General features: G+C 65.0%; 21 protein-coding genes and 1 pseudogene. 9 read left to right on the top strand and 13 right to left on the bottom strand.

Annotation, left to right across the window (positions count from 1 at the left end):
• Positions 1–95 precede the first annotated feature (95 nt).
• On the top strand, positions 96–1067 hold the full coding sequence (locus NZN28_RS07985; RefSeq protein WP_295397028.1) for a GGDEF domain-containing protein: 972 nt from the start codon (positions 96–98) through the stop codon (positions 1065–1067).
• Positions 1068–1107: 40 nt separating this feature from the next.
• Here the strand turns inward: NZN28_RS07985 and NZN28_RS07980 are convergent, their stop codons facing one another.
• Positions 1108–3408 carry a vWA domain-containing protein gene (locus NZN28_RS07980; protein ID WP_295397027.1) on the bottom strand — a complete coding sequence of 767 codons (2301 nt, stop codon included), beginning with the start codon at positions 3406–3408 and terminating at the stop codon, positions 1108–1110.
• A gap of 534 nt (positions 3409–3942) precedes the next feature.
• Here NZN28_RS07980 and NZN28_RS07975 point away from each other — a divergent pair.
• Positions 3943–5991 (top strand): TRAP transporter permease, encoded by a 2049-nt coding sequence (locus NZN28_RS07975; protein ID WP_295397025.1) that lies wholly within the window; start codon positions 3943–3945, stop codon positions 5989–5991.
• Positions 5992–6017: 26 nt separating this feature from the next.
• Positions 6018–6446 carry a hypothetical protein gene (locus tag NZN28_RS07970; RefSeq protein ID WP_295397024.1) on the top strand — a complete coding sequence of 143 codons (429 nt, stop codon included), beginning with the start codon at positions 6018–6020 and terminating at the stop codon, positions 6444–6446.
• Here the strand turns inward: NZN28_RS07970 and NZN28_RS07965 are convergent.
• Entirely contained in the window at positions 6360–7277 is a 918-nt protein-coding gene (locus NZN28_RS07965; RefSeq protein ID WP_295397022.1) for a patatin-like phospholipase family protein, read from the bottom strand. The genes NZN28_RS07970 and NZN28_RS07965 overlap by 87 nt on opposite strands.
• A gap of 143 nt (positions 7278–7420) precedes the next feature.
• Between NZN28_RS07965 and trpC the strand changes: the two genes are divergently transcribed.
• From trpC to NZN28_RS07950, 3 genes are all read left to right on the top strand, one after another.
• Positions 7421–8203: an indole-3-glycerol phosphate synthase TrpC gene (gene trpC / locus NZN28_RS07960; RefSeq protein ID WP_295397020.1), complete on the top strand. Its 783-nt coding sequence runs from the start codon at positions 7421–7423 to the stop codon at positions 8201–8203.
• A 133-nt stretch (positions 8204–8336) separates the two neighbouring features.
• On the top strand, positions 8337–11609 hold the full coding sequence (locus tag NZN28_RS07955) for a BTAD domain-containing putative transcriptional regulator (RefSeq protein WP_295397018.1): 3273 nt from the start codon (positions 8337–8339) through the stop codon (positions 11607–11609).
• 1214 nt (positions 11610–12823) lie between these two features.
• The gene (locus tag NZN28_RS07950) at positions 12824–13759 is read left to right on the top strand and encodes a kelch repeat-containing protein (RefSeq protein ID WP_295397016.1); all 936 of its coding nucleotides are present in this window, start codon (positions 12824–12826) and stop codon (positions 13757–13759) included.
• Positions 13760–14313: 554 nt separating this feature from the next.
• Here NZN28_RS07950 and NZN28_RS07945 read toward each other — a convergent pair.
• From NZN28_RS07945 to phnC, 11 genes are read right to left on the bottom strand one after another with little or no spacing between them, the layout of a single operon-like run.
• Complete coding sequence (locus NZN28_RS07945) at positions 14314–15450, bottom strand: alpha-D-ribose 1-methylphosphonate 5-triphosphate diphosphatase (protein ID WP_295397014.1); 1137 nt, start codon at positions 15448–15450, stop codon at positions 14314–14316.
• A 14-nt stretch (positions 15451–15464) separates the two neighbouring features.
• Positions 15465–16181 carry a phosphonate C-P lyase system protein PhnL gene (locus tag NZN28_RS07940; protein WP_295397012.1) on the bottom strand — a complete coding sequence of 239 codons (717 nt, stop codon included), beginning with the start codon at positions 16179–16181 and terminating at the stop codon, positions 15465–15467.
• Positions 16182–16190: 9 nt separating this feature from the next.
• Positions 16191–16796, bottom strand: coding sequence for a DapH/DapD/GlmU-related protein (locus NZN28_RS07935; protein ID WP_295397011.1), 606 nt, complete (start codon positions 16794–16796; stop codon positions 16191–16193).
• Between the two features lie 2 nt (positions 16797–16798).
• Complete coding sequence (locus tag NZN28_RS07930) at positions 16799–17599, bottom strand: ATP-binding cassette domain-containing protein (protein WP_295397009.1); 801 nt, start codon at positions 17597–17599, stop codon at positions 16799–16801.
• 1 nt (position 17600) lies between these two features.
• Positions 17601–18545, bottom strand: coding sequence for an alpha-D-ribose 1-methylphosphonate 5-phosphate C-P-lyase PhnJ (locus tag NZN28_RS07925; protein WP_295397007.1), 945 nt, complete (start codon positions 18543–18545; stop codon positions 17601–17603).
• Positions 18538–19587, bottom strand: a complete 1050-nt coding sequence (locus tag NZN28_RS07920) for a carbon-phosphorus lyase complex subunit PhnI (RefSeq protein ID WP_295397005.1) — start codon at positions 19585–19587, stop codon at positions 18538–18540. Before NZN28_RS07920 ends, NZN28_RS07925 begins: the two co-directional genes overlap by 8 nt.
• Before the next feature lies 1 nt (position 19588).
• Positions 19589–20137, bottom strand: coding sequence for a phosphonate C-P lyase system protein PhnH (locus NZN28_RS07915; RefSeq protein WP_295397003.1), 549 nt, complete (start codon positions 20135–20137; stop codon positions 19589–19591).
• A 4-nt stretch (positions 20138–20141) separates the two neighbouring features.
• A complete protein-coding gene (gene phnG / locus NZN28_RS07910) occupies positions 20142–20573 on the bottom strand; it encodes a phosphonate C-P lyase system protein PhnG (protein ID WP_295397001.1) in 432 nt (143 codons plus the stop codon).
• A complete protein-coding gene (gene phnE, locus NZN28_RS07905; RefSeq protein WP_295396999.1) occupies positions 20570–21391 on the bottom strand; it encodes a phosphonate ABC transporter, permease protein PhnE in 822 nt (273 codons plus the stop codon). Before phnE ends, phnG begins: the two co-directional genes overlap by 4 nt.
• 6 nt (positions 21392–21397) lie before the next feature.
• Positions 21398–22264 (bottom strand): phosphonate ABC transporter substrate-binding protein, encoded by an 867-nt coding sequence (gene phnD, locus NZN28_RS07900; RefSeq protein WP_295396998.1) that lies wholly within the window; start codon positions 22262–22264, stop codon positions 21398–21400.
• A gap of 60 nt (positions 22265–22324) precedes the next feature.
• Positions 22325–23119 carry a phosphonate ABC transporter ATP-binding protein gene (gene phnC, locus NZN28_RS07895; RefSeq protein ID WP_295396996.1) on the bottom strand — a complete coding sequence of 265 codons (795 nt, stop codon included), beginning with the start codon at positions 23117–23119 and terminating at the stop codon, positions 22325–22327.
• Between the two features lie 137 nt (positions 23120–23256).
• On the opposite strand from phnC, the gene NZN28_RS07890 reads away from it, so the two are divergent.
• From NZN28_RS07890 to NZN28_RS07880, 3 genes and pseudogenes are all read left to right on the top strand, one after another.
• Complete coding sequence (locus NZN28_RS07890) at positions 23257–24045, top strand: sugar phosphate isomerase/epimerase (protein ID WP_295396994.1); 789 nt, start codon at positions 23257–23259, stop codon at positions 24043–24045.
• Between the two features lie 689 nt (positions 24046–24734).
• A pseudogene (locus tag NZN28_RS07885) lies at positions 24735–24986 on the top strand (transposase); the annotation flags it as partial.
• 105 nt (positions 24987–25091) lie between these two features.
• Positions 25092–25322 carry a hypothetical protein gene (locus NZN28_RS07880; RefSeq protein WP_295396992.1) on the top strand — a complete coding sequence of 77 codons (231 nt, stop codon included), beginning with the start codon at positions 25092–25094 and terminating at the stop codon, positions 25320–25322.
• The last annotated feature ends 437 nt before the right edge of the window (positions 25323–25759 follow it).

Raw genomic sequence — 25759 nt, 5'->3', positions numbered from 1 at the left:
CAACCAGGGTCAAGCAGCTTTGCTTTTGGCCCTGGATTCAGGAGGCTTTATGTGTCACCTCGTCGTAGAATTGGTATTACATCCCCCTGCTGGTTGTGGGCGCGGTTGCTGCTTTAGTTGGGCGGCTCACCTCCACCGGAGAAAGCTGGCTGGACTTTGTGTTCTTGCCGGCCATGAGTCTGAGCCTTTCATTGCTGGCGGTTTTGCTGGGTTTGCGGGGTATTTCCATTGCCACCGTGAAGCTGTGCCTGCTCGGGATCATCAGCATCTATCAGCTGGTTTCGTTCTTGGAGTTCACCTTTGCGGGCAGGCTCTACACCGAAGGTCTAAGCGCCACAGCCCTTTGGTTTCCGGTGGTTTTCCCGGTGGCCTTTTTGTTTTTTCCAGCCCGGACAGCCCTGCGTTTTTCGGCATTTTTCTACCTGCTGGTCGTGGTCATTGGCTTGCTGGGGTTCTTTGTGACCCCGCAAGTGGACCAGCGGGCGCTCAATACCGTGGTTCAGTTTTACCTGGCCAGCCTGGCCTTTTTATTCACACAGGCCATTTATGCCCGCTACCGTAAACAGTATGTGGACATGCACCAGATTGCCCACACCGACCCACTGACCAGGGTTGCCAATCGGCGCCTGATGCAGGATTTGCTGGAAAAAAGCTGCGAGGTTGCCAGAACCGAAAAAACGGGTTTTGCCCTGCTCTTGATTGACCTGGACCACTTCAAGCGCATCAATGACTTGTATGGACATTCGGTAGGTGACCAGGTCTTGCGGGAGGTTGCGTCGCTTTTACAGGGGGTTTTGCGCCAGGAGCAGAGCCTGGCCCGTTGGGGTGGCGAGGAGTTTATGGTTTTGGCTCCCAGAACCAACCTGCACCAGGCCCAAGAGCTCGCCAATCGCATCGCCGCGTCGCTGGCCAGCACCAGGCTGGTCGGACAGTTTGAGGTCAGCGCCAGCATCGGTCTGGCAACCTACCGCGAGGGCGACAGCAGTGATACGGTGGTTCACCGGGCGGATGCCGCCTTGTACCGTTCAAAGGCTTCGGGGCGAAACCGGGTTGAGGTGGAGGTTTGAAAAGGGGGTTGTCATGTCCCCCGACGGCAAATCAAGGGGTTCAGGGTTCCATTACGTCCATCACCCCCAGACTGACCTTGCTGCAGAGGTCGCAGAGGAAGACCGACTGCCCGAGTGCCACCGTATCGCCGGGTCTGAGGTCGGCAGTGAAGTTTGTCAGGCGCAGATGGCCGGGAATGTGCTCGAGTCGCACGCCTTCGGACAACGGGACCAAGCGCAAGCGCTCGAGGGAAGCCTCGCCGGTAAGCTGACCCAAATCAACGGCCTCGACAAGCAGAATTGTTCGCCTGCGTTGTTCGGGAGGCCCCCCCAGGTAGCGCAGTCGCGCCAGCGGTACAGGAACCCCCTCGAGGGCCGCAAAGGTGATTTCTCCAAGGGGTGCGGCCTCGGCGTCCTCGAGCCGAACCGTTTGTTCGAAGGCAATTCGGCTGCCCGCCTCGAGGAGGCCCTCACCGGTTCGGGCTCGAAGGCCCTGGGGCAGTTGTAATAGCCGCAGCCCCCCTTTGGATAGCACCAGGTTCACCCCCAGCAAAACCGGAAGATTGAGTTTCCTGCCCAGGTCAATCACGTCCAGGCCGCCCAGGTCAAAGCTGACCGGGCGACTGCTGGGGGGGGTAAAGGTGGCTAGGCCCCAACGAACCCGCGTGGCTTGCCTTGGATTGACCACCACGAAACTCCCAATCAGCCCTTCTTCGCCATAAAGCCGCACAACCTGGTTGTAAGGAAGGATCGCACCTACCTCGTGGGGTTCCTGGGTCAGCAGCGTGACGGCCTCGGGACATTCCTCGATTTGGGCCCCGCTGCTGCAACCCATCAGGAGCAGCCCCCGCAGCAGTGGATGGTCCCACAACAGACCCAGGTCTACCAGCTGGCCTTCTCTAAGCTCCAGACGCCTGGGTCCCTCCAAGGGGGTCACCAAGGATGCATAGGGCGGCGGAAACTCCGTGAAAGAGGTGGGAAGGAGTTTTCTGCGGCGTCTTTGCCGCTGCCAGAGCCATCCACCCCAGAGGGCCAGCGGGAGGAGGGCGGCCAGCAGCCATCCAAGCCAACGTTCCTGGGCGCTTGGGCGCAGCTGAGGCGGTCTGGGTAGCTCGAGCCTGGCCCCCGCAGGGGTTGCGACCTTCCACGCCAGCGGCTCGGAGCCCTGCGCCTCGCCGAGGCCCGGATTGAGCAGCTCAATGCTTAGGGTTTGACCGGGTCTCAAGCGAACCGGTCCAGGTTTGCCGTTGAAGCGGACTTGCAGCCCGGGTGGAAGCTTCTCCAGGTTCAGGGTAATGGGCTCGGTGGCCCACTGGTTCCCCTCCAGGCGGTAACGGTGGATGCTTTTTCGACCCGCTTCGGGCCCATCCTGGGTTTCCAGCAAGACCAAACGGTACAGCGCACCTGGGTTGTAGGCGAACCGAACCGGTATGGCCGCCGGGGTAACAACGGTACCAGGCGGGCCGGAGAGCACCAAATACCCTCCATACGTGCCATCGGGCAGTGTACTCCTCTGACGCAGACGAACGCTGAGTTGAGTTTGCTCCGATATCAGGGTTGCGGGTTCAATCTCCAGGCGGCCTCCGGCCTGATTGAGGGTCTCATCCTGGTACAGAAGCCCCAGGGGGGCCCTTGAGCCCTGAAACTGCACCTCCAGCTTCACGCTGCGAGCTCCGACCTCGAGCTTGAAGTTGCCCAGATCCATCCGACCGGGCGACACCCGGGCGTGGGCTAAGGGAGGAACCACCCCCACCGCTGTGCCAGTCGCACAGGCCAGGGGAAAGCTGGCGAACGCTGCCTGAATTTCCGCCGGAACAGTCTGGCCCAGACCCAGGTAGTAAAGAAAGTCGTAGGGGCCACGCTTGGGAGCGTATGCTTGCAACACCCGGTTCAGGCCGGGTCGCTGAGGATCATTGTCAATGCCGTCGGTAAGCACATAAACCACGTTGCCAACAGCAGGGTTGGTGGGGAGTTCCACGAGGATGTTTTGCAGGCTGCGGTACAGCCAGGTGTCGCTATTGAGGGCCTCGAGGCCGCTAATGTAGCTTTCCAGGCCCTGACGCTCCTCCGGCAAGCGAAAACGGGCGGTAGGAAGTGCTCCTCGATTGAACGGGGTGACCCACACCTCGGCCCTGCCCCGGATGGCCCGGACAAACTCCAGCAGCCTTTCCTGAAGCTGGGGAAAAATGGCCTTCTGGCCATCCCCACGCCCCGCCATAGAGGCCGAGGTATCGATCAAAAAACTGTAGCGAAAGGTATCGGGGGGCGGTTGTTCAGAATTCAATGCTTTGGGCGTGCAGTCCTGGGCCCATGCCAGACCCAAAACGAACATCCAGACCGCAATCCAGTGTCTCGAATACATGATTAAGCACTATAGCCGGCCCTGGCAGCCGGTTCAAACCGGAGAACCAATCACGCACACACTGCAACACCGCCCAGTTGGAACTCTCGAGAGGGCTTTTGGCAAGTAGGTTCGTGGTCGTAAAGGTACCCACATCCTCCCCCAGATTCCAAAGAGTGATAGCCCTCGAGGCCCAGCGAGGGTTTGGGAGGGTCTCGGACAGCCCAAGCTGCTGGTCACATGAAGGGCCCGGTCAGCCACCCTACCTGGCTTCCCCTCCGAGTGTAGAAGAGGGACAGAGCAGGTCCAGGCTAGGCTTGACTTAATTCGCCCACCGTGCGAGTGGGTTGTACGGGCTTTTATGCGGCACAGCAGTCCGTAGCTGCGACCATCTTTTGACCACTGCGGCGGACACGGTCTGTCGCAGCCCCAAGCCAACGAAAGCCAATGGGCTATAAGAGCCGAAATGGACGTAAAACAGGTTTGGGTGTAAAACTATGCAAGCTGCTTCGCTCGAGAGGATGCGGCCCGAAACCGTTAAGCAGGAGGTTTTGAATGAGTAAGGATGCTCCAGAGGCCCATGCCCAGCAAATGGTGGAGGAGGCCGAACTAGGAGGCCGCAAACCCACCGACTGGTCGCGCTGGCTCATTTTGGGCCTGGCAGTGGGATGGAGTGTATTTCAGGTCTGGGCCACCTGGGTCGGTTCCCTGGACGCCCTTTTTTTCCGGGCCACGCACCTCGCGTTTGCCTTTGCACTGGTATTTCTGGTTTATCCCTATAACCGCAAGAGCCGCCGTGACCGCATTCCGCTATTTGATTGGATTCTGGGCATTACCGCCACCCTCTCGGCGGCGTATGTGATGTGGCAGTACAAAGAGATGATAGAGGTTCGGGGAGGGCTGGCCAACCAGACCGACCTGGTTGTAGGCAGCCTGACCATCTTGATGCTGTTGCTGGCCGGATGGCGCTCGCTGGGGCCAGCCATGCCGATTATCTCCATCGTGTTCATGCTATTTGCGCTGACCGGGCCGCAGGGCTTGTTCCAGGGACAGTTGCCCGGGGCGCTGGGCCAGTTGCACGCGGGGGTGCAGTGGCGTTCGCTGGTGAGCCAGTTGTTCATGAATGCCTCGGATAGCATCTGGGGCACCCCCATCGGCGTGGCCGCGCGTACCGTGTTTGTGTTCGTGCTATTTGGGGCCATCCTCGAGCGGGCCGGGGCCGGGAAGTGGTTTACCGACCTGGCCTTCAGCGTGCTGGGCGGGGTGCGCGGCGGGCCCGCCAAGGCCTCGATTGTGTCCTCAGCGTTGACCGGGGTGGTCTCGGGCTCCTCGATTTCCAACGTGGTGACCAGCGGAACCTTTACCATCCCGGCCATGCGCCGGGCGGGCTACACGCCCGAAAAGGCCGGGGCCGTGGAGGTGGCGGCCAGCTCCAACGGGCAGCTCATGCCGCCGGTGATGGGGGCTGCGGCCTTCATCATGTCCGATTTCCTGGGGGTGCCTTACTCGGCGCTGGTGGTGATGGCCATTGTGCCGGCCCTGCTGGCCTACACCACCCTGTTTATCCTGGTGGACCTGGAAGCGGTCAAGCTGGGTCTGAAGGGCTTGCCCAAGGCCGAACTGCCCAGGTTCTGGCCTACCCTGCGGGCGGGTTTGCACTATGTGTTTCCGCTGGCGTATTTGCTTTACGCCCTGCTGATTATCGAGCTATCCCCCGAGCGGGCCGCGCTCAACACTATTTTTTTGATGATTGGGGTGGCCTTACTGCAAGAGCTCTACCGGGCCCAGCGTACCGGCCAGGGGCTGGCGAGCGGCTTTCGTTCCTTTGCCCAAATCCTGATTGAGGGCTTTGCCAACGGGGCCCGCAACATGGTGGGCATTGCCATTGCTACTGGCCTGGCTGGCATCATCATTGCGGTTGTGCTCATTACCAACATTGGATTCGGCCTCACCGACCTGTTGCAAACCATCTCGGGGGGAAATCTGCTGGCGGCCTTGTTCCTGGCGCAGCTCATCAGCCTGGTACTGGGCATGGGCCTGCCCACCACCGCCAACTATGTGGTGATGGCCAGCCTGGTGGTGCCGGTGGTCACCAAAATTGCCGAGCAGAGCGGCATAGACTATGGCTCGCTGACCTTTTCGGGCATCGAGGTGCCCATCCTGAAAATTGTGGCCCACATGTTTGCCTTCTACTTTGGCATCATGGCCGACTCCACCCCGCCGGTGGCGCTGGCAGCCTACGCAGCCTCGGCCATCGCCAGGGGCGACCCCTTCAAGACGGGTGTGCAGGGCTTTGTTTACGAGTTGCGAACGGCCCTGCTGGCCTACATGGTCTTCTTCAACCCCGGTCTGCTGTTGATTGGGGTAGAGAGCGTACTCGAGGGCGGTCGCATCATCGCAACGGCGTTGCTGGGGCTCACGGCTTTTTCAGCAGCGACGCTGGGGTATTTGTTGGGGAGCGCCAACTGGCCGCAACGCCTGCTCTATCTACTGGCCGCGCTCATGCTGATGCCCAACAACCCCAGCACCGAAATCGTCGGGGTGGTTGTGCTGGGCGTGGCCCTGGCCTGGCAGTGGCTGGCCCGCCGCATAGCAGCTGCATAAAGGCCTCGGGCGGGGGGCCATCGGCGATGCCATTGAAGCTTTACTGGACGGAGCTTATAGAGGCCAGCGCACCTTTGGTCTTGCGCCGGTGGGGCCTGGTGCAGCTCAGCGGGCTGGCCCTGGCGGTTCAGGCGATGCACCTGACCCTGGCCTGGCTGGCCCTGCCGTCCATGCGGAACCTGCCGCCCTGGGTTGTTTGGGCGGTGGAAGGATTTTTTGGCCTGATGCTGCTGGTTATTGGGGTGCTCCGCTTCCGCCCTTCGACCCGGCGACCCCACCTCGAGCCGGTGCGACAAATTTTCTGGGATGCGCTCTGGCTGGGGGTGGCCGGCCTGGCCGCTATTTTTGCGGTGCGGATGGGGTCTGGACTAGGGGTGGTGCTGTTTTTGGCCCTTGGCCTGGCCGGCTACGGGATTGGTTTTGGCCGCTTGTGGTTTGGGTTGAGCAAAACGTGACCACCAGGCTTTGCTGGCTGGGGTGGGCCGGGCCAGCAGTTGGCGGATGCGGGGCAGGGCCTCCTCGGCCCGCTGGCGGCCTAGCTGGTAGGCCAGGTCGGCCTTGGTGTAGTCGAAGGTCTCGATGGGGGGGTCGGCAGCCAGCGAAATCACTACATCGGCCTGGGCCAGGGCCATGCTCAGCAGACGGCGACGCGACGCCTCGCCTGCTTGCAAGGCTGCTTCCAGGGCGCTTTTGGGCTCGGCGGGCACAACCCGGTTGGAAACATCCACCGCTACGATGGGCCCTGCCTGCAGGGCTTTGGCAGCCGTGACCGGCACTTTTTCGGCCACGTCGCCATCTACCAGCAGCCGCCCATGCCACGGCACAGGCGGGAAAATGCTGGGTACGGCGCTGCTGGCGGCCAGGGCCTCCGACACCGGCCCGGCCCGGAGCATGACCAGTTCGCCGGTGTTGAAGTCGCAGGCCTGAATGACCAGTGGGATGGGGCTGTCCTCGATGCGGCGCTCGCCGAACAGGGCGCGGTATCCCTGGCGAATTCTGGCCCCCTCGGCCAGATAGGGCCGCCGTACAAAGTCGACCAGCCGGGTTACCTGATGCAAAGCGCCGGTTTTTTGCAGGCGCTCGAGTTCGGGGTCTTTGAGCCACTCGCTCAGCTCGTTGTGGCGAACCTGGATACCAAAAGCGTAGAGCGCAGCCGCCAGCGCACCCGCCGAACTTCCGGCCAGACCCACTATGGGAATCTGGGCCTCGGTCAGTACGTCCAGCACAGCAGTGTGCGCTCCCCCGCGCACCCCTCCACCCCCCAGTGCCAGCACAATACCTTCCATACTGGGCATGGTAGCAGACATATTATACCGAGTACAGTATTTTGGGGCTTCCGGCCCGGAAGATATGAGAAAAAAGTTAAGTTTGCGTCAATTTCAGTTCCTTGTCATGGGTGCGGTGGGGGCGAAAGGGTAGCATAAGGTGTATGATTCCAGACCTTTCCCGTGTGCCAGGGGTGTTGGGCGAGATCTCGAGAAGGCGATTGGCGGAGGTGCGGGGGCTCGAGGGGCGGGATTGGACAGGCCCCGCCGCCGGAGGGCCTTCATTTCGGGAGGCCCTTGCTCTGCCGGGTCTTTCGCTGATTGCCGAGGTCAAGCGCAAGAGTCCTTCGCAGGGTGAAATTGCCCTCGAGCTCGAGGCAGCCGAGGTCGCCCGGGGCTATCAAGCGGGGGGGGCCAGGGCCATCAGTGTGCTCACCGAGCCGCACTACTTTGCTGGTTCAGATGATGACTTGCGGGCGGTGCGGCAGGCGGTGAACCTGCCGATTCTGCGCAAGGACTTCACCGTGCATCCCATCCAGGTTATGGAGTCGCGGGCGCTTGGCGCCTCGGCAGTGCTGCTCATCGTGGCGGTGCTGGGCGACCTGACCCAGGCCTACTTGAAGTTGGCCCAGGAGCAGGGTCTGGAGGCCCTGGTCGAGGTGCACGACGAGGCCGAACTCGAGACCGCCCTGAACGCCGGAGCCTCGATTGTAGGGGTCAACAACCGCAACCTGGCCGACCTGAGCATTGACCGCTCGACCGCACCGCGCCTGGGTCGGAGGGCCCGCGAGGCGGGCTTCAGGGGCCTGCTGGTGGCCGAGTCGGGTTACAGCAGCCCGGCGCAACTGCATGAGCTCGAGGGCCTTTTTGACGCTGTGCTGGTGGGCACCAGCCTGGCCCGCAGCCACGACTGGCAGACGGCGGCCTTGCAGTTGACCCAAAGGTAGCGGCCCCGGGGTCTAGACTGGGAATGCAGGGCGTGCTTTTGCTGGGGCCCATTGTCCGGCCTGGTGAAAAGCACCAATCCGAGGCAGGGTGCAAAGCGTGTTCGAGCCAGAGCGAGGGTCAAGGGAGGATGGCATGGCGCTCTATCTCAGCCTGCTCGGCCCACCCCAGCTTTGGCTGGAAGGTCAACTGGTCTCGAACCTGCCCAGGAAGGCGGTGGCGATGGCGGCCTACCTGGCGGTGGCGGAGGGCGCGGTTGAGCGGGGGCGTCTGGCCGACCTCCTCTGGGAGGGGGACGAAGAGGCCGTGCGTCGGAACCTTCGCCAGGAGCTCTTTCGCCTGAAAAATACGGTTTGGGAACAGGTGCTGGTTCAAACCCCCCAGCATATCGGGCTGGGGCCGGTGGAGACCGACCTCGAGGCCTTTCTGGGTCGGATGGCCCGGGGAGCCTGGTCGGAGGCGCTGGCCCTGTGGCGGGGGGGGTTTTTGGCCGGATACGATCCCAAGGCGGCAGAGGGCTACTGGGACTGGCTGATTCCCGAGCGGGAGCGGTGGGAGCGTCTGTACCGCGAGGCCATGCTGGGCCTGGCCCGCAGCGAGGAGGCCACGGGCCACTTTGCCGAGGCCCTCAAGCTTTACCAGAAGCTCCTGACCGAAGACCCCCTCCAGGAAACCGAACAGCAGGCCGTCATGCGCCTGTATCTGCAAATGGGGGACCGCTCGGCGGCGCTGCGGCAGTTTGAGCAGTACCGGGCCTTGCTGCGAGACCAGCTGGGCCTGGAGCCCAGCCCGCAGATGCTGGCTTTCGGGGCGCAATTGCGGGAAGGAAAACCCCTGCGCGTGCAGCAGCAGCCGGTCGCACAGCTCCTGAGTGAGCCGCCGCTGGTGGGACGCCAAGAAGAGTGGGCCTGGCTCGAGGCCCACTGGGGGCGCGGTTTGTTGCTGCTGCTGGCCGAGGCGGGGGTGGGCAAGACCCGTCTGGCCCTCGAGTACGCCAAAAGACAGGTCGGGGCGGGCCCGTCCGGAATCCTGCGCATTCGCCAACGCGAGAGTGGGCAGGGGATTGGTTTCAGCGCTTTGCTGGAAGCCCTGCGGCAGGCCCTCGAGGCGCACAAACTGGATGGCCTCGAGCCTGTCTGGCGGGATGAACTGGCCCAACTGCTGCCCGAACTGGGCCTGCCGCCCAGCAATTCCCACAAGGCGCGGTTTTTTGAGGCCCTGTGCCGTGCTCTACAGGCCGTTGTTCGACCGGGTGGGGTGGTACTGTGGGACGATCTGCACTGGTTGGACTGGGCCAGTCTGGAGTTTCTGCCCTACCTGGTACGCCGGGCCGGCAGCCTGGGGTTTTTCCTGCTGGGCACCGCCCGACCCGAAGCCCTGCAAAAAAACCAGTCCATGCGCCTGATTTTGCAGGAACTGGCCCGCGAAGACCGCCTTTTTCAGCGCTTGCTGAAGCCGATGGATCAACCGGCGCTGGTGCAGTTGTTGCGCCAGATGTCGGGCCAGCGCGAAGGGGGGGAGCGTTTTGCAGAGCGGCTGCATCAGGCGACCGAGGGCAATGTGTTTTATGTCCTCGAGACCCTGCGCTACCTCTTCGAGCAGGGCCTGTTGCGGGCCGAGGCTGGGGCCTGGCATACCCCTTTTGATGGCTTTACCTCCGACTACCGCGAGCTGCCCCTGCCCCCCAGTGTGCGCGATGCCCTCCTGGAACGGCTCCAGCGATTGGGGGAGGGCGCCCTGCCCATCCTGCAGGCCCTGGCGCTGGCCGACTTTCCCCTGCCACCGGAGATGGCTGCCGGGCTTTTGCGCCAGCTTGGGGCCCCCATCACAGAGCTGGAAAGCCTGACCCAGGGGGGATTTTTGCGCCTGGACTCCGCCGGCTACACCCTGCGGCACGAGCTGGTGCGCCAGACTGTGCTGGCCGAGATGAGCGAATCCCGCCGCCGCTGGTTGCACGCCCGCATTGCCGATGCGCTCCGCGAGGTGGCCGGCCCCCTGCCCCAACTGGCCGCGCACCTCGAGGCCGCCGGACAGCGTGCGGAAGCCTATGTGGCCCACCTGATGGCCGGGCGCAGCCTGCGCCGGGGGCCCCTGGCCCGGCAGGCGCTGGAACATTACCACCGCGCTCAGGTGCTGTGCCCCCCCTTGGAGCCCGAGGCGGAACGCTTTCGCTTGCTGATCGAAGCCGCCGAAACCCGGGTCACGCTGGGGCAGATGCAGATACCCGAGCGGCAGGAGATGGCCCGGCTGGCCGATAACCTGGGCGACCATGAACGCTTTCGCCTGTTCTTGCTCAATGCCGATGCGGCCCTGGCTTCGGGGCGGGTGACCGAGGGCATCGAGGCTGCGCGAGCGGCCCTGCGCCTGGCCCAGACCCCCTGGCAGCGGGGCCATGCCCTGTTCAAGCTGGCCTGGCTCGAGTACCGGGGGGGCGACCCGGATGCGCAGCTGGAGCCGCTCCTGGCCTCCATCCGGGCCTTTCACGACATTGGCGACCAGGCCATGGAAACCCTGGCCCTGCGCAACCTGTCGGGCTACTGGTTCCGGCTGGGCGACCTGGCGCAGTTTGACCAGACCTATGCCCAGGCCTTCAAGCTGGCTGCCGAGCTACGCGACGACCTGATCTTGAGGCGCCTGCGGGCCGATAAGGTGGTGGTGGACTGGGTCAAGGGGGACTATGCCGCCAGCCTTCAGGTGGCCGAACTCCTCTACCAGGAAGCCCGCGAGCGGGGCGACTGGTGGGCGGTGTGGGATGCCTTGCAGGGCTTGCTGCTGAATGCTGCGGTGCTGGGCCTGGAGCAAGACCTCGAGGCCACCGTCCGGCGGGCCATGGTCGAAGCGGCTGAAGTAGGGGCCTGGCGCGACCTGGCGCTCCTGCGCTCCGACTACGGCAACGCCCTGATGGTGGCGGGCCGCCTTGAAGAAGCCAGGGCCGAGCTCGAGGCGGCCCTGTGCGACCTGCGCGAGATGGGCGAGCGGGCCCGACTGGGCCATGTGTTGTTCAACCTGGGCTTCGCCTGGCTCGAGCTTGGCGAGCTTGAACGCTCCCAGGACGCCCTGGCCGAATCGGTGGCAATCTGGCGAGACCGCAAGGAATACCGCCACACGGCCCGCTCTTTGGCTGCCCTGGCCCTGGCTCATCTCAGGGCCAACGACCGGAAAAAAGCCCAGCAACTCTCGGAGGAAGCCTACGCCCTGCGCGCAGGCTGGGCCCGCGGAATCTTTGACCTGCCCCTGGTGCTCTATGCCAGGGCCCGGGCCCTGGGCGAGAAGCGAGGCCAGGCCTGCCTGCGTGAAACCCAGCAACTCCTGCACGACCTGGCCCGGCAACTACCACCCCCATTTGCAGAGCGCTTCCTGAACAACCGCTATGTGGTCTGGGCACTCAACAAAACCACCGGGGTTTGATTATTACGTCAAAATAACCTTATACCAAATCTGTATGTAATACCAAATCTCCCTGAAAGAGAGGCCTAAAGCCACAATTGGGCGATACGACCTCCAAGGAGCAGGCCGAACACTGAAGGCAGCAGGTACCCTTGGCTGGAGCAGCAACACCTGGTTGCCGAGTGGCATTTGGTTCAGCTTGCCAGGGTCAGATAGCCTTGGTTCTGGTCTTGGATTCAGGAGGCCTTACAGCGCTCTTCACAAGAACTGAGCCACTGGATAGCTACAGTGATGGAACCAGTCAGCGATATCCTGGGGCGAGATGGTGCGGATAGCTGCCGCTGTAGCATCCAGCAGGACGGGTAGGGTGCGGGCAGCAGCAACCCTGAGGTGGCTTGTGAGTTTGGAACAGGTTTTTTTGACCGGGCCGCAACCAGGGCCACAAGATTTGCTCTACCCAAACCTCAAACACCGCCCCATCCACCGCGCCTTCGACGGCGAACCCCGCTCCGAACTCCCCCGCCGATAACGCCGCGATCAGGCGCAGGTTGGCGCCCCGATTGCGGGGCCCGCTCCCCACGGCGTGGTCGCTCTGGGGGAGCGGGCATATTCACAGGTCAGAGCAAGGCGGCTGCCACACTCATCTACACGTCGGGGATCAAGCCGTTGAACCTCGATTCGCCAGGCGGCGTGGGCCTGGGGGTCACGCTCGCTGGCGTTCAGGGTCTTTTTTTTCTCGTCCAGCCCAGGCGCTTCATCCACCGCGCCATGGTGAGGTTACTCAAGCGGATCCCGCTTTGCTTCAGCCACAACGCACAATGCTCGTCCAGGGTAGCCTCCGGATGCGCTTTGAACTGCTCCAGCAAAGCCGCCGCTGGTTCCTCGCTCAACCCCCGCTTTGCGCCCGGTGGGCTTTTAGGCTTCACTCCAGGCCCCAGGCTGGCCCAGCGTTTGACCGTGCTGTAGCTGATCTGGAACACCGCTGCGACCTTGCGTTAGTTCATGGTTCGGGTCGCAGCAATCACTCGCTCGCGTAAATCGGTTGAGTATGTCATCCTCTCAGTATGGCTTATTTATCCTGAAAAAGAGCAATAAAGCCCGCCAGACCTCTTATCCCATAATCAAGGTGTCGGTTTAGGTACACTGTACCTTGTACCTGAGCCAGCACTGCGCATCTTGCAGTGACAATATCCCGGAAGTGCCTAGGCGCGTAAAATGACTTCTGGAGGCATCCAATGAAAAGGCTTGTGTGGGGGTTAGTATTGTTGCCCTTGGCCTTGGCGCAGGTGGGAAGCTGGTTTGTACTGGCACCCCTGCTCGAGCCTCGCCAGGAAATTGCGGCGGTGGAGCTGGGGGGCAAAATCTATGCGGTGGGTGGCTTTGCCCGTGACCGCAGTACACTCAATAGCGCGGAGGTCTACGACCCTGCCAGCAACCAGTGGAGTCGCCTGCCCGCCATGCCGATTGGGGTTAACCATCCGGCGGCGGTGGCCCTGGCTGGGAAGCTGTATGTGTTGGGAGGCTACCGTCAGGGACTCAGCCAGCCTACTGATGCCGTGCAAATTTACGACCCGGCCAGGGGACAGTGGCAACTGGGAACCCCCATGCCTTCTCCCAGAGGGGCCTTGGCTGCGGCCGTGGTCGAAGGGAGGCTGTACGCCATTGGTGGCGCCAGGGGGGTCTTGCTGGATGAGGTCAGTGGCTACGACCCCACCACCAACCGCTGGCAGATATTAACGCCTTTGCCTACTCCTCGAGAACATCTGGCTGTTGGGGTGGTGGGCAACAAGATTTATGTGGTGGGTGGCCGCAACGAGCGCACCTTTACCCTGCGGGAGGTAGAGGCCTACACCCCCTCGACCAACCGCTGGGAAACCCTTGCCCCCATGCCCACAGGACGCTCAGGACACGCAGTGGCGGTGCTAGGGAATTGCTTGTATGCCTTTGGCGGCGAGGTGGACTTTACGGCCCCACGCGGGGTGTTCTCCCAGGTGGAGGTCTATTCGTCTTCCCGAAATAGCTGGTCGGCGCTGCCTCCCATGCCTAACCCACGGCATGGTCACGCTGCCGTTACCTTGAACGGTAGAATTTACATGATTGCCGGTGCAACCTTGGCGGGTTTTGGGGCAGTGAATTTGCTAGAAGTTTTTGGTCCCCCACCATGTGAGTAAGCATGTGCAAGATCCACGACAAAACTTGCGCGAAGCCCATAGGAGCGGATAAAGATAGGGACTGCCCCGTCAGAGGTAGTCCCATGAATGATTGTAGTGAGCTGCTAGAAGTTTTGTGACCCCACCTGAACTGGCATTGAGCCCGACTGCGTTTTCTGGTTGCCTTCGTACTGGCTTTGATCCGGGTTCGCAGTGTCAACCTGGCCCAGGTCGCTCTGGGATTGAACCCCTGGGTTCAGATCGCCTCCAACTACCGCCATTGCCGAAGGTTTCTGGCTGAGTACAGGTTCGATCAGGCAACCATCGGACGCCTGATCCTGCACCTGTTACCCCGGGATACCCTGTGCCTTTGCCTGGATCGCACCGAGTGGAAGTTTGGTCGGGTCAGCATCCACCTGTTGTTCATTGGGGTGGCGCATCAGGGGGCGGCCTACCCCCTGGTGTGGTGCTTTCTGGGCAAGTTCGCCATCCGAGGCGGGGCTGTCTTGGTGTATGCGTTCCCGGGCAGCAGGGCGGCGGTTGGCCCATGGCAGCGGCGTGATGGGCAAGAGCCTTCACCCCAGGGTGCCATCGTGATAGACTATCCGACCGGCCACGAAGGTGGCCCGCACCCGTGGGCAGGGGCCCTCCTCGATCAGCGCCAGGTCGGCCCGCAGGCCCTCGGCCAGGCGGCCACGGTCGGCCAGGCCGCACATCTCGGCGATGCTGCGTGTGGCCAGGGCCACCGCCCGGTGCAGGGGCAGCACGCCCTCCCGCTCGAGCTTGAACACGCTTTGCAGCAGCGAGGCCGGGTGGTAATCGGAGGCCAGGCCGTCCACCACCCCGGCCCGGATGCCCTCAACGGCGCTCAGGTTGCCGGAGTGCGAGCCGCCCCGGTAGGCGTTGGGGGCCCCCATGACCACCCACATCCCCCGCCGCTTGGCCTCCCGGGCGGCCTCGAGCGTCACCGGAAACTCGCAGATGCGGGCCCCCAGGCTGCTCATCAGGTCCACCTTTTCCGGGGTGTCGTCGTCGTGGGAGGCCAGGGGGATGCCCCGGGCGTGGGCCACCTGGGCCACCTCGCGGGCGATGTGCCAGGCCTTGGGGGCCTCCAGCAGGTGCCGGGCCCGGGCCCGGATCTGGGCCTCGCTCTCGCTGTGCCCGCGCATCCACTTGCGGTAGTAGTCCACGTAGTGCTCGAGGTCGCGGAACTGCCCCTGGCCGGGGGAGTGGTCCATCAGCGAGACCAGGCGAATCTCGTCGCGGGCCACCCCTTGCTGCAGGATGGGGGCCGAGCCCGGGGTGGTCACCTCGAAGCGGGCGTGCACCCGGTGGTCGGCCAGCAGGCGGTCGCGGTAGCGGTGGATGTTCTGGATGATCTCCTGGCCCTCCGCTGGGTCGCGCGAGCCCCAACCCTCGATGAAGGAGATGGAGGCGTAGGCGGTGGTGATGCCGCTTCCGACCAGGCGCTTGTCCAGCTCGTAGAGGGCCAGCTCGAAGGGGAAGCGGCTGCCAGGGCGGGGCTGCAGCTCCCGCTCGAGCATGTCCCCGTGCATGTCAATCAGGCCCGGGATGGCCGTCAGGCCACGCCCGTCCAGGCCGGCTGGCCCGTCCCCCTCCACGATGGCGGCAATCCGGCCCTGCTCCAGCCGGATCGAACCCCTTGGCAAAACGCGCTCGGGCAGCACCAGCTTGAGGTTGCTGATCCACATGGGCATCCCCCGGATCAGGCCACCGAGGCTGGGTTGGGGGCCAGCAGCGGCGGCGCGGGCGGTATCTCCAGGGTCTGATCCAACAGCCCGGCGACCTCCTCGGGGTGGTGGAAGATGCCCAGGAGGGCCACCCCGGCCTCTTTGAGCCGGGCCAGCCGCTCGGTCAGGGCCCCCCGCGCCGCGGCGTCCAGCGAGGCGGTGGGCTCGTCCAGCAGCAAGAGCCGGTTGGGGCGCACTAGGGCCCGGGCCAGGTTCACCTTTTGCTGCTCCCCCCCGGAGAAGGTGCTGGGGTAGGCGGGCCAGAGCGCAGGCTTGAGGCCCAGCTCCTCCAGCAGGAGGCTGGCCTTGGCGCTGGCCTCCTCCCAGGGAACCCCCAGGTGCAGCAGGGGCTCGGCGACCAGCTCGAGGGCGCTCACCCGGGGCCGGGGCCGCAGGAACTGTGAGACGTAGCCAATCTCCCGCTGGCGCAGCAGGGCGATGTCCTCGTCGGCGGCCCGCACCAGGTCGAGGGGGCCCTGGGCGGAGTGGTAAAGGGCCCGCCCGGCGCTGGGCCGGTAGCTCCGATACAGGCAGCGCAGCAGCGAGGACTTGCCCGCACCGTTGGGCCCGGTCACCAGGATGAACTGGCCGGGCCGGAGGGTGAAGGAAAGCCCCTCGAAGGCCACCACCTCGCGCCCCAGGGCGTGAATCCTAAAGCGCTTGTGCAGGTTCTCAACCTCCAGCAGGGTCATGGGGGCCACCTATGCGTACTTCTCCAGAAAAGCCTCCACGCTGCCGCGGAAGTCCGGCAGGCGTTCCTTGAGCAGCTCGTGGGGCCAGTCCCACCAAGCCAAAGCTTCCAACCGCTCGATAATCCCAGGGTCAAACCGGCGGCGCAGGGGCCGGGCCGGCACCCCCACCACGATGGTGTAGGGCGCCACGTCTTTGGTGACCACCGCTCCCGTGCCCACCACCGCCCCGTTGCCCACCCGCACCCCCGGCATAATCGAGGCGTTGTGCCCGATCCAGACATCGTGCCCGATGATGACCCGCTGGGTCCGCCGCCATGCGAAGACCGACTCGTCGTCCTCCCCCAGGCCGTACAGGGCCGAGCGGTAGGTGAAGTGGTGCAGCGAGGGGCGCTCCATGGGGTGGTTGGTGGGGTGGATGCGGACAAAGCTGGCGATGTTGGCGAACTTGCCAATCTCGGCGTAGGCGGTCTGGCAGTAGGGCATCAGGTAGCTGTAGTCGCCCAGGGTGGTCTCGAGCATCACCACCCCCTCGGCCACCTCGGTCCAGGCCCCCAGGCGGCAGTCGGTCAGGCGGGCGCTGGGGTGGACGGTGGGGGACTCGGAGAGGGTGCGCATGGCTAGAGCTTGGCGTGGACGAGCTGCTGGGTGTAGGGGTGCTGGGGGTCTTCCAGCACCTGGTCGGTGAGCCCCTGCTCGACCACCCGCCCGGCCCGCATCACCAGCACCCGGTCGGCCAGGGTGCGGATCACCCCCAGGTCGTGCGAGACGATCAGCATGCTGATGCCCCGCTCGCGCTGCAGGCGCTTCAGGGTGTCGAGCACCAGGGCCTGCACCGAGACGTCAAGCCCGGTGGTGGGCTCGTCGAGCAGCAGCAGGGTGGGCTGGAGGGCCAGGGCCTTGGCCAGCTGCACCCGCTGCTGCATGCCCCCGGAGAGCCGGAGGGGGGCCTCGTCTAAGCGCTCCAGGGGAAACTCGGAGGCCTGCAGGGCCTCCCGCGCGGCCCGGCGGAGCCAGCCGAAGCGGCGCTCCCCGGCCAGAATGAGCCGCTCGGCCACGTTGCCCGAGGCGGTGTGCTGCATCCGCAGGCCCTGGTGGGGGTTCTGGTAGACGATGCCGATGTGCCGCACCCGCACCTGCCGGGCCTGGTAGCGGTCGAGGGCAAAGAGGTTCTGGCCTGCGTAGCCCGGAACCTCGAGCCGGTAGTCTCCCCCGTCGGGGGGCTCCTGCAGGTTCAGGAGGCGCAGCAGGGTGGACTTGCCCGAGCCCGACTCCCCCACCACCCCCAGCACCTCGCCCGGGTAAAGTGCGAGCGAGACCTGGGCCAAAGCTGTCACCCGGCCATAGGACTTCTGCAGGCCCATTGCCCGCAGGACGGGCTGCTGGTGCTCTAGGCGGGGGGGCTCCAGGGCGGCTTCCATGCTAGGGCTCCCCCTGGAGGAGGCGCTCGAGGCGCTCGGGCGGGGTGCGGGGGGCCAGGTAGCCGGGCTGGTAGAAGCCCCCCTCTTCGTCGAAGTAGGTGGGCTGGGTGGGCAGGTGTGCGGCCCGCTTGCGGGCGTAGTCGCGGTCGGAAAGCTCGTGGCGGCTGCCGCCGTCGGGCAGGGGCAGCTCGGTCATGAACTTGTGCCGCACCCCGGTCTGCCAGTCGGCCCAGCCCCGCTGGTCCTCCACCTCGAAGGGCACATCCTCAAACTCCACCGGGCGTACCTCGGTGAAGGGCGGCACCGCATAAAGCCGCTTCTCCCGGCCCGCCGAGAAGAGGGTCAGGTGCTGGGCCCGGTGCAGCTTGGGGTTGTCCCAGCGAGGAATGGGGGAGGGGGCCATCAGGTAGCGCCCGTTCACCAGCACCGGGTAGTCGGCCCCGTGGGTGGCGGTGCGGTAGCGCACCAGGTCTTCGTAAAGGCTGAGCCAGACCAGGCCGTACTCGGCGTCGGCGTGCAGCTCCCGGGCCTTTGCGAAGCTCGGCTCGAGCCGGGCCAGCGGCTCGGGGTAGGGCACCTGGAGCACCAGGATCTGCTCGGGGCCTAAAATTTCCTCGGGGATGCGGTGACGGCTCTGGATCAGGGTGGCCTGGGCGGTGTCGGTGGAGGTTTTGACCCCGGCCATGCGGGCGATGAAGCGGCGCAGGTTGGCGGCGTTGACCGAGGCATCGTCGCCCTGGTCCATCACCTTGACCACGTCCTCTGGCCCCACCAGGGCCAGCGTGACCTGCAGGCCCCCGGTGCCCCAGCCCCGGGCGATGGGCATCTCCCGGCTGGCGTAGGCCACCTGGTAGCCGGGCAGGGCCACCGCCTTGAGCAGGCTGCGCCTGAGCTCCCGCTTGGCCCCGGGGTCGAGGAAGGCGTAGCTGTAGCCCAGCCTAGGCATCCTCCACCTCCTCCGGCTGGCCCTGGTGGGCGAGGAGGTTGCTGAGAAAGGTCACGTAGTGGGGCAGCTTGTAGTGGATGCAAAAACCGCCGGCCTCCACCGGCTCGGTGTGCGAGAGCACGAACTCCTCGGTGTGGGCCGGGTGGGGCTCACCCTGGTCCATGGCCGCGTCCAGCATGGCCGCGGCAATCAGCTTGACCTCGTTCCAGCCCAGGGTGGCGGCAAAGCCCAGCTCGAGGGCCGGTTTGCCGCCCGGGCCAGGGCGGAACTTGGTCAGCACCTCGGCCTGCGAGTAGCGCACCCGCCCCGCGCTGAACACCGCTCCTGTGACCGGGTGGCGAAGCCGCACCTCGGCGTAGGCCAGGCGCACCTCGTTCACGGTGGGGTGGATGGCTCCGTAGCCGCGCATGTTGGCATAGCCCAAAGCCAGCACCCCCCCGGTGTCGGCCCGGCTCAGGGCCTGGAGCCGCTGGGCCCGGGGCGCGGGGAAGAGGAGCGGCTCGCGGGTCAGGTCGGGGATTTCCGGGCCTGGCGTGGGGTCGGGGGGCCGGGGGGCCAGGAGCCCGTTCTGGCGGTGCCAGTCGGCCACGAAGGGCAGGTGCAGGCTGGCCTGGGCCTCTGCGCCGGTGCGGGCCGGGGGGGCTTCCTGTGGTTCGAAGTGCAGCAGGCGGTGGCTATAGTCCAGGGTGGGGCCCAGCACCTGCCCCCCCGGGATGTCCTTGAAGGCTGCCGAGATGCGCCGAACCGTGAGCAGCGCCTCGGGCTCGAGGGGCTCGGCGTAGCCCAGGCGGGGCAGGGTGGTGCGGTAGGCCCGCAGCAGCAAGACCGCCTCGTACAGGTCGCCCCCGGTCTGGGCCAGGGCCAGGGCGGCCAGTTCCGGGGCGTAGAGCGAGCCCTCGCCCATCAGCCGGTCGAGCAGGTAGGGCAGGGCCTGCTCCAGCCGCCGCACCAGCCCGGCGTCCAGCGGGCCCAGGAGCCGCCGGTAGAGGGCCTCGGCCTGCTGGATGGCTTCCTCGCCCCCGCGGGCAGCCACGTAGGCCATCCTAGGTCACCTCCACCAGCGTGCTGCGCGGCACCGCGCGGCAGAGCCCCGAGGCCTCGAGCAGCAGCACGTCCCAGCCCAGCGGGAAGCGCACCCGCTGGTTGCGCAGCGCCCAGAAGCGCGCCGGTAATCCCGACTCGAAGAGCGTCGGCGCAGGGAGGCCGGGCCCGGCCAGGCGCAGAACCGCCTCTGGCGCAGGGCCGCTCAGGGCGACCACCGTGGCCCCCTCCTCGGGATGGAGCAAAGAGCCGATGGGGGCCTGCTCCAGGTCGGCCCAGGCCGGCTCGCCCAGTTCGGTGAAGAACAGGTAGTCGGCCTCGCCGGGGCCCACCGCCCGGGCCCCGAGCTGCGAGAGGCGCGCCCGAAGCCCTGGGTCGGGGGTGTAGAAGCGGGTCTCGAGGTCGAGCAAGGCCTGGCCTATGGCCTTTAGGGCGGCCTCGCCCGAGGGAGCCAGCCGGTAGCCCTGGCCAGGGCGGCTCATGGCCCGCAGCAAGGCCCGGAACACCGCCTGGTCCTGCGCTTCATGGGGTGCGAGGAAGGGAGTGGTCATGCCCTCAGAAGGTCTCCATCTCCACCCGCGTGGCCGCGACCTGCCGGGCCAGCTCGGCGTCGGCCTCGGCCTGCCGGGCGGCCTCCTGCTCCACGTAGGCCCGGATGCGGCCCGCCTCCAGGCCCTCCTGCAAGGCCGCGTCCAGGATGGCAATGGCCAGGGCCTGCTCGAGGTCGCGCCCCAAACACGCGGCATACCCCTCAGAGCCGCCCAGCCGCACCCGGGCCTCGGCCACCAGCACCTCGCCCACCAGGAAGCGCGTGCCCCGCGCGGTGTCGGTGGCGGGCAGCATCACCAGGCCGGTGCGGTTCTCCAGCACCTCCAGGCCGTAAGGCTCCAGCGCAGGCAACAGACCCTCCACAAACTCCTTGAGGGCCTCGGCCTCGGCCCGGGCCAGCACGCCCAGCCAGCGGCCCTGCGCCTCCGCCGGGCTCATGTGAGCCGCTCCCGCAGCTTGCTGCTCAGGTAGTCCACCAGCATCACCGAGACGATAATGACGAGCAGGATGGTGCTCGCCGCCTTGAAGTCGAAGGCGCGGATGGACTCGGTCACATACAGGCCAATCCCGCCCGCGCCCACCAGCCCCAGCACGGTTGCCGAGCGCACGTTGGACTCGAAGCGGTAGAGGGTCATGGAGATCACGGTGGGCAGCACCTGGGGCCAGACCCCGTGGGTGAAGACCTGCAGGCCGCTGGCCCCGCTGGCCCGCACCGCCTCGAGCTGCCCCGGATCCACCACCTCGATGGCCTCGGAGAAGAGCTTGCCCAGGATGCCCGCGGTGTAGACGGCCAGGGCCAGGATGCCCGGAAACGGCCCCAGGCCCACCGCGGCCACAAAGATAAGGGCCAGCACGAACTCGTTGAGCCCCCGAAACAGGTCCAGCACCCGGCGGGTGAGCTGGTAGATGAGGGGGTGCGGGGCGGTGTTGCGCGAGGCCAGGATGGAGAGGGGAATGGCGGCGAGGGCCGCCAGTGCGGTGCCCCACAGGGCCATCTTGATGGTGATGACCATCTCGTTCAGGTACTCGCCCAGGCGGTCGAGGTTGGGCGGGAAGAAGCCCGAGTTGGGCCGCTCAGGGCTACCCACAATGAACTGCCAGCTGCGCTCGAGGCCCGACCACAGCTTCTGCGGGCTAATCTCGGTGCCGAAGCTGGCCCAGTACAGGGTGAGCAGCAGGCCCAACCAGACCAGCCGGTTGCGAAGAAAACGGGCCCTGACCTGCGGGGGCGGCTCGATGGTTCTGGACGGAGCCATGGGGGCTTAGCGGGGGCAGGTGCTCTGGCGGAAGCGATTGATCTGCCGGAACTGCACGTAGTCCGCCGGGCTGGCCGGCACGTAGCGCTTGAGGCCGGTGGACTCCAGGAACTCCTTGTTGTCGAAGGCCAGGAGGGCTTTTTGAATCTCGGACTTGAGGGTGGCGGGCAGGTCCTTGCGAACCGCAATGGGCGAGGCCGGAATCAGGTCGGACTTGTACAGCACGTTGAACTCCTGCTCGAGCCCCTTGATGGCCCCCTTCTCGGTGGCCGAGATGATGCCCAGGTCGAAGGTGGCCCCAACCTCGATGGTGCCGTTGGCTACGCCCAGAATCACGTTCTCGTGGGTGCCGGCGAAGAAGACGCGGCCAAAATACTGGCTGGGCTCGATGTTGAGCTTGGTGCAGAAGGCGTGCATGGGCACCCGGAAGCCGCTGGTCGAGCCGGGGTCCACAAAGGCGAAGGCCTTGCCCCGGGCGTCGGCCAGGGAGCGGATGGGGCCGCCCTTCTTGGAAATAATCAGGCTGTAGTAGCCAACGCCCCCAGTGACGGAGTCCTCCTTTACGATGGCCTCGGCCCCGGCCTGGTCCTCGGCGTCGAGGTAGGAGCCAGGCCCGTAGTAGCCAATGTCCACCTGCTTGTTCTGCATGGCGATGGTGACCGCCGCGTAGTCGGCCCCGTTGCGGAAGTTGACCTTGATGCCCAGGCGGCGCTCGAGGTGCTCGATCAGCGGTTTGAAGCGGTTGGTGGCGTCGCGGTTGGTCTCGGTGGGCACGGTGGCAAAGGTAATCTCGCGGGGCCAGCCGGTTCTGTCCACGCCTTGGGCCAGGCCCAGGCCAAGGGCTAGGCTTGCAATGAGAGCAGGTATTTTCATCTTGTCCACCTCCAATCTGCAAACTAACCAGCCCGAGTCAGCAGGGTTTGGCCCCAGACCTTACACAGGGCTGAACTCTTGCGGGGCCGGGGCTTCTTCGGCTTCGGCCTCGCCGTAGTAGAGCTCCCTCGAGACCTCGGGGCTCAGGTCGCCCGCGGTGCCGTCCAGGAACACCTGCCCCTTCCGCAGGGCCACCACCCGGTCGGCGTAGCGGCTCACGGTGTCCAGGTGGTGCAGGTTGCAAATCACGGCAATCCGGTCTTCCCGGCTAATCTCCAGGAGCAGCTCCATGACCTGCTCCGAGGTCTTGGGGTCGAGGGCCGAGATGGGCTCATCGGCCAGGATCAGCCGGGGCCGCTGGGCCAGCGCCCGGGCGATGCCCACCCGCTGCTGCTGGCCGCCCGAGAGGGTGTCGGCCCGTTGCCAGGCGTGCTCGGCCATGCCCACCCGCTCGAGCAGGTGCATGGCCCAGGCCAGGTCGGCCTTGGAGTACCAGCGCAGCGTCGAGCGCAGAGGGTTCATCTGGCCCAGCCGGCCCACCAGCACGTTCTCCAGCGCGCTGAGCCGCCGCACCAGGTTGAACTGCTGGAAGACCATGCCGATCTGCCGCCGGGTCTGGCGCACCAGCCGCTCAGGGGCTTGCCCAATCTCGTTTTCGCCCACGTACACCTGACCTGCGGTGGGGCGCAGCAGCCCATTCATCAGGCGCAGCATGGTTGACTTGCCACTTCCCGAAGGGCCGATCACCGCCGTGAAGGCGTGCTCGCTGAAACTGAGGGTAACGCCTTGCAATGCACTGCTTCCATTGGGAAAGCGCACCATGGCATTCACCAGGCGAATAGGGAGTCCTAGCATCAAGACATTTTTAAAAGGGGCCTGTCAGCTAACTGCCTGCTCACTTCAGACCCAGGCCCCCGCCTGATGATGGTCTGACCGAGGCCTTCTAGCTTCCTGTCATGAGCCAGGCACCCTTGCCCACACTGGGAGCGGCGATGCCCATAGAGCTGCTTCCCGCCTACCGCGAATGGCTGCTTGAACACGGGGGGCGCGACCTGGAGATTCAGGACGCGGCACGTCCGGAGGTGTTGGATGGCGACTGGAAGCCTCTAGTGGCCCTGGCCAAACAGGCCCTGGAGGGCTACGGGGGCCGGATGGGCCTTCACGGCCCCTACGATGGCCTCTGGATGGCCTCCTTCGACCCGTTTGTGCGGCGGATGATTGCCGAGCGCTACCGAAGGGCGCTCGAGCTGGCCGCCGAACTGGGCGCGAGCCACATGGTCATCCACAGCCCCTTCCTCTTCTTTGGGCACCCCCAGATGGCCCACGCCCCGAGCAACGGGCTAGAGCGCGAGATTGAGTTTGCCCATGACACCCTGGAGACCGTGCTGCCCCTGGCCCGCAACCTGGGGCTGACCCTGGTCATCGAGAACGTGCGCGACACCAACCCCGCGCCCCTCCTGGCCCTGGTGCGCTCCTTCAACTCCGAGCACGTGCGGCTCAGCCTGGACGTGGGCCACGCCTACCTGATGCAGCAGGTTGGGGGGCCCTCGCCGGATCAGTGGGTGCAGGAAGCGGGCGAGCTGCTGGGGCACCTGCACCTGCAGGACAACGACGGCCTGCTGGACCGGCACTGGCCGCCGGGGGAGGGGCGCATCCACTGGCGGGCGCTGTTCCAGGCCCTCTCCCGGCTGGGGAGCCAGCCCAGGCTGATCCTCGAGGTGCGCCACGAGCGGCTTCCCGAGGCGGCGCGCTGGCTGGTGGCCCAGGGGCTGGCGCGTTAGCCGGGCCCTAAACCAGCGCCCACCAGGGTACGGCGAGCACATGATCCCTGGCCCGCTTTGCATGGAGTGCTTCCGGTGGCGAAGTCGAACGCGCGTGGAGCATGGTCACGACCTGGATGCTGTCGCCTTTGCAGGAATGTGGCAACGTGAACACGATGAAGTCTGCCAGGGTGCCATGGAAGAGGCCCATCAGGACTGCGGGTCCATGGAAGTGGGGAAAGAGCAGGGGCCGATGGCCAACCTGTCCCAGATCGCTCAGGTCAAGGGTCTACTTGAGCTGAAAGGGCGTCCGCCACGGTTGGCGCAAGGTGAAAACGGCAACCACCAACCATGCTGTGTGAACCTGCCACCTCTGCACCCGGCCAGGGAACTCCATTGGCCTGCTCACACCACCGGCCAGCCAGGTCGTGCGGGCAACAGCCTGTATAGACCCAAAGCGGCAAGATCCCTCTTTGCAACCGGCAAAGGCTCGAGCCGTCAACACGAAGGGTAGCTTTTACTGCGCTCTTCACAGACATGGCCGCCTACGAAAACGAGAATGCGTCTGGGCCGAGACGCATGTTTTCGAGTTTACAGGCGGCCACTGTTTTGCTCGGAAACAGGCTTTCTCGAACTCGAATGGCTCACAATGTGTGAAGAGCGCTCTAGCGACCCAGGCGGGCTGACGGTGGGCGATCAAGCTGTGTGGGGTCAAGCTGGAGGAGACCAGGAAGGGTTTTGTTCTGCTGCCCAGGCGCTGGGTGGTTGAAAGGAGTTTTGCCTGGATGGCTCGTTTTCGCTGGATGGTTCGTGACTACGAGCGCCTTGCCGAGACCCTCAGGGGTTTTCACTGGCTGGCCTTCTCGATCTTGCCATTACCGAAAGTTCTTGGTGGTTTAGGTTTGGCTTCCTACCAGGCTCGAGGGCCCATCGCAGCGCTACCAGTGCCGAGGCTTGCGTGAGGCGCCAGACACCCGCTTGATGCCGTAGGGCAGCTTTTGCACGTCTTTGGAGAAGAGGGAATGAAGAGGGGGTGGTCGCACCGTGGATTATGCTAATATGGCTGTATGCGCACCACGCTGGACCTCCCCGACCCCCTCTACCGGCGCCTCAAGCTCCAAGCCGCGAGGGAGGGGAAGACCCTCAAGGAGCTGGTAACCCGCTTCCTGGAGGAGGCCTTGAGCCACCAAGCCTCTGGGGGTGCCCGTTCCCTTCCCCTAGTACCGGCCAGGGGTCGCCGCATCCCGACTATGCGAAGCGCCGATCTCTGGGAGCTTTTGGAGGATGGACCTTCCTGACCTTAACCGTCTGGTTCGCCCTCCTGGTGCCGGAGCATCCCTTTCATCCTCGAGCCCGCTCCTACTGGGAAGGGACGGGCGCGGTGGGGCTGGTTCGCGTGACCGCCCTGGGTCTTCTGCGGCTTCTTACCAACCCCAAGGTTATGGACGGAAAGCCCATAGGGCTGGGGGAGGCCTGGCGTATCTATCCAAGCCTCGTTCGCATTCATCCCATCGCTAAAGCGGGTGGGCTTCCTGCGAACGTTTTTTGAGGGGACGCATGTTCTGGATTCCCCGCAGGCGCGGTCCGGTCTGCAGGGACTTATCTGCTTGGAAGAGGTCGTCCTTTTGAGTTCATGAGTGGCGGCCGCGGCGTCTCGGCTGTAGAGGACAGCAGTCGGGTTCGGCCATATATTGTTTTTTAGACATTATAATGTTATATTAGCAATATAGTGATA

This window comes from Meiothermus sp. (genome assembly GCF_025056915.1).
Lineage (GTDB): Bacteria > Deinococcota > Deinococci > Deinococcales > Thermaceae > Meiothermus.
Note: the sequence above shows the minus strand (reverse complement) of the source record. Positions and strands in the feature narration are given on the sequence as shown.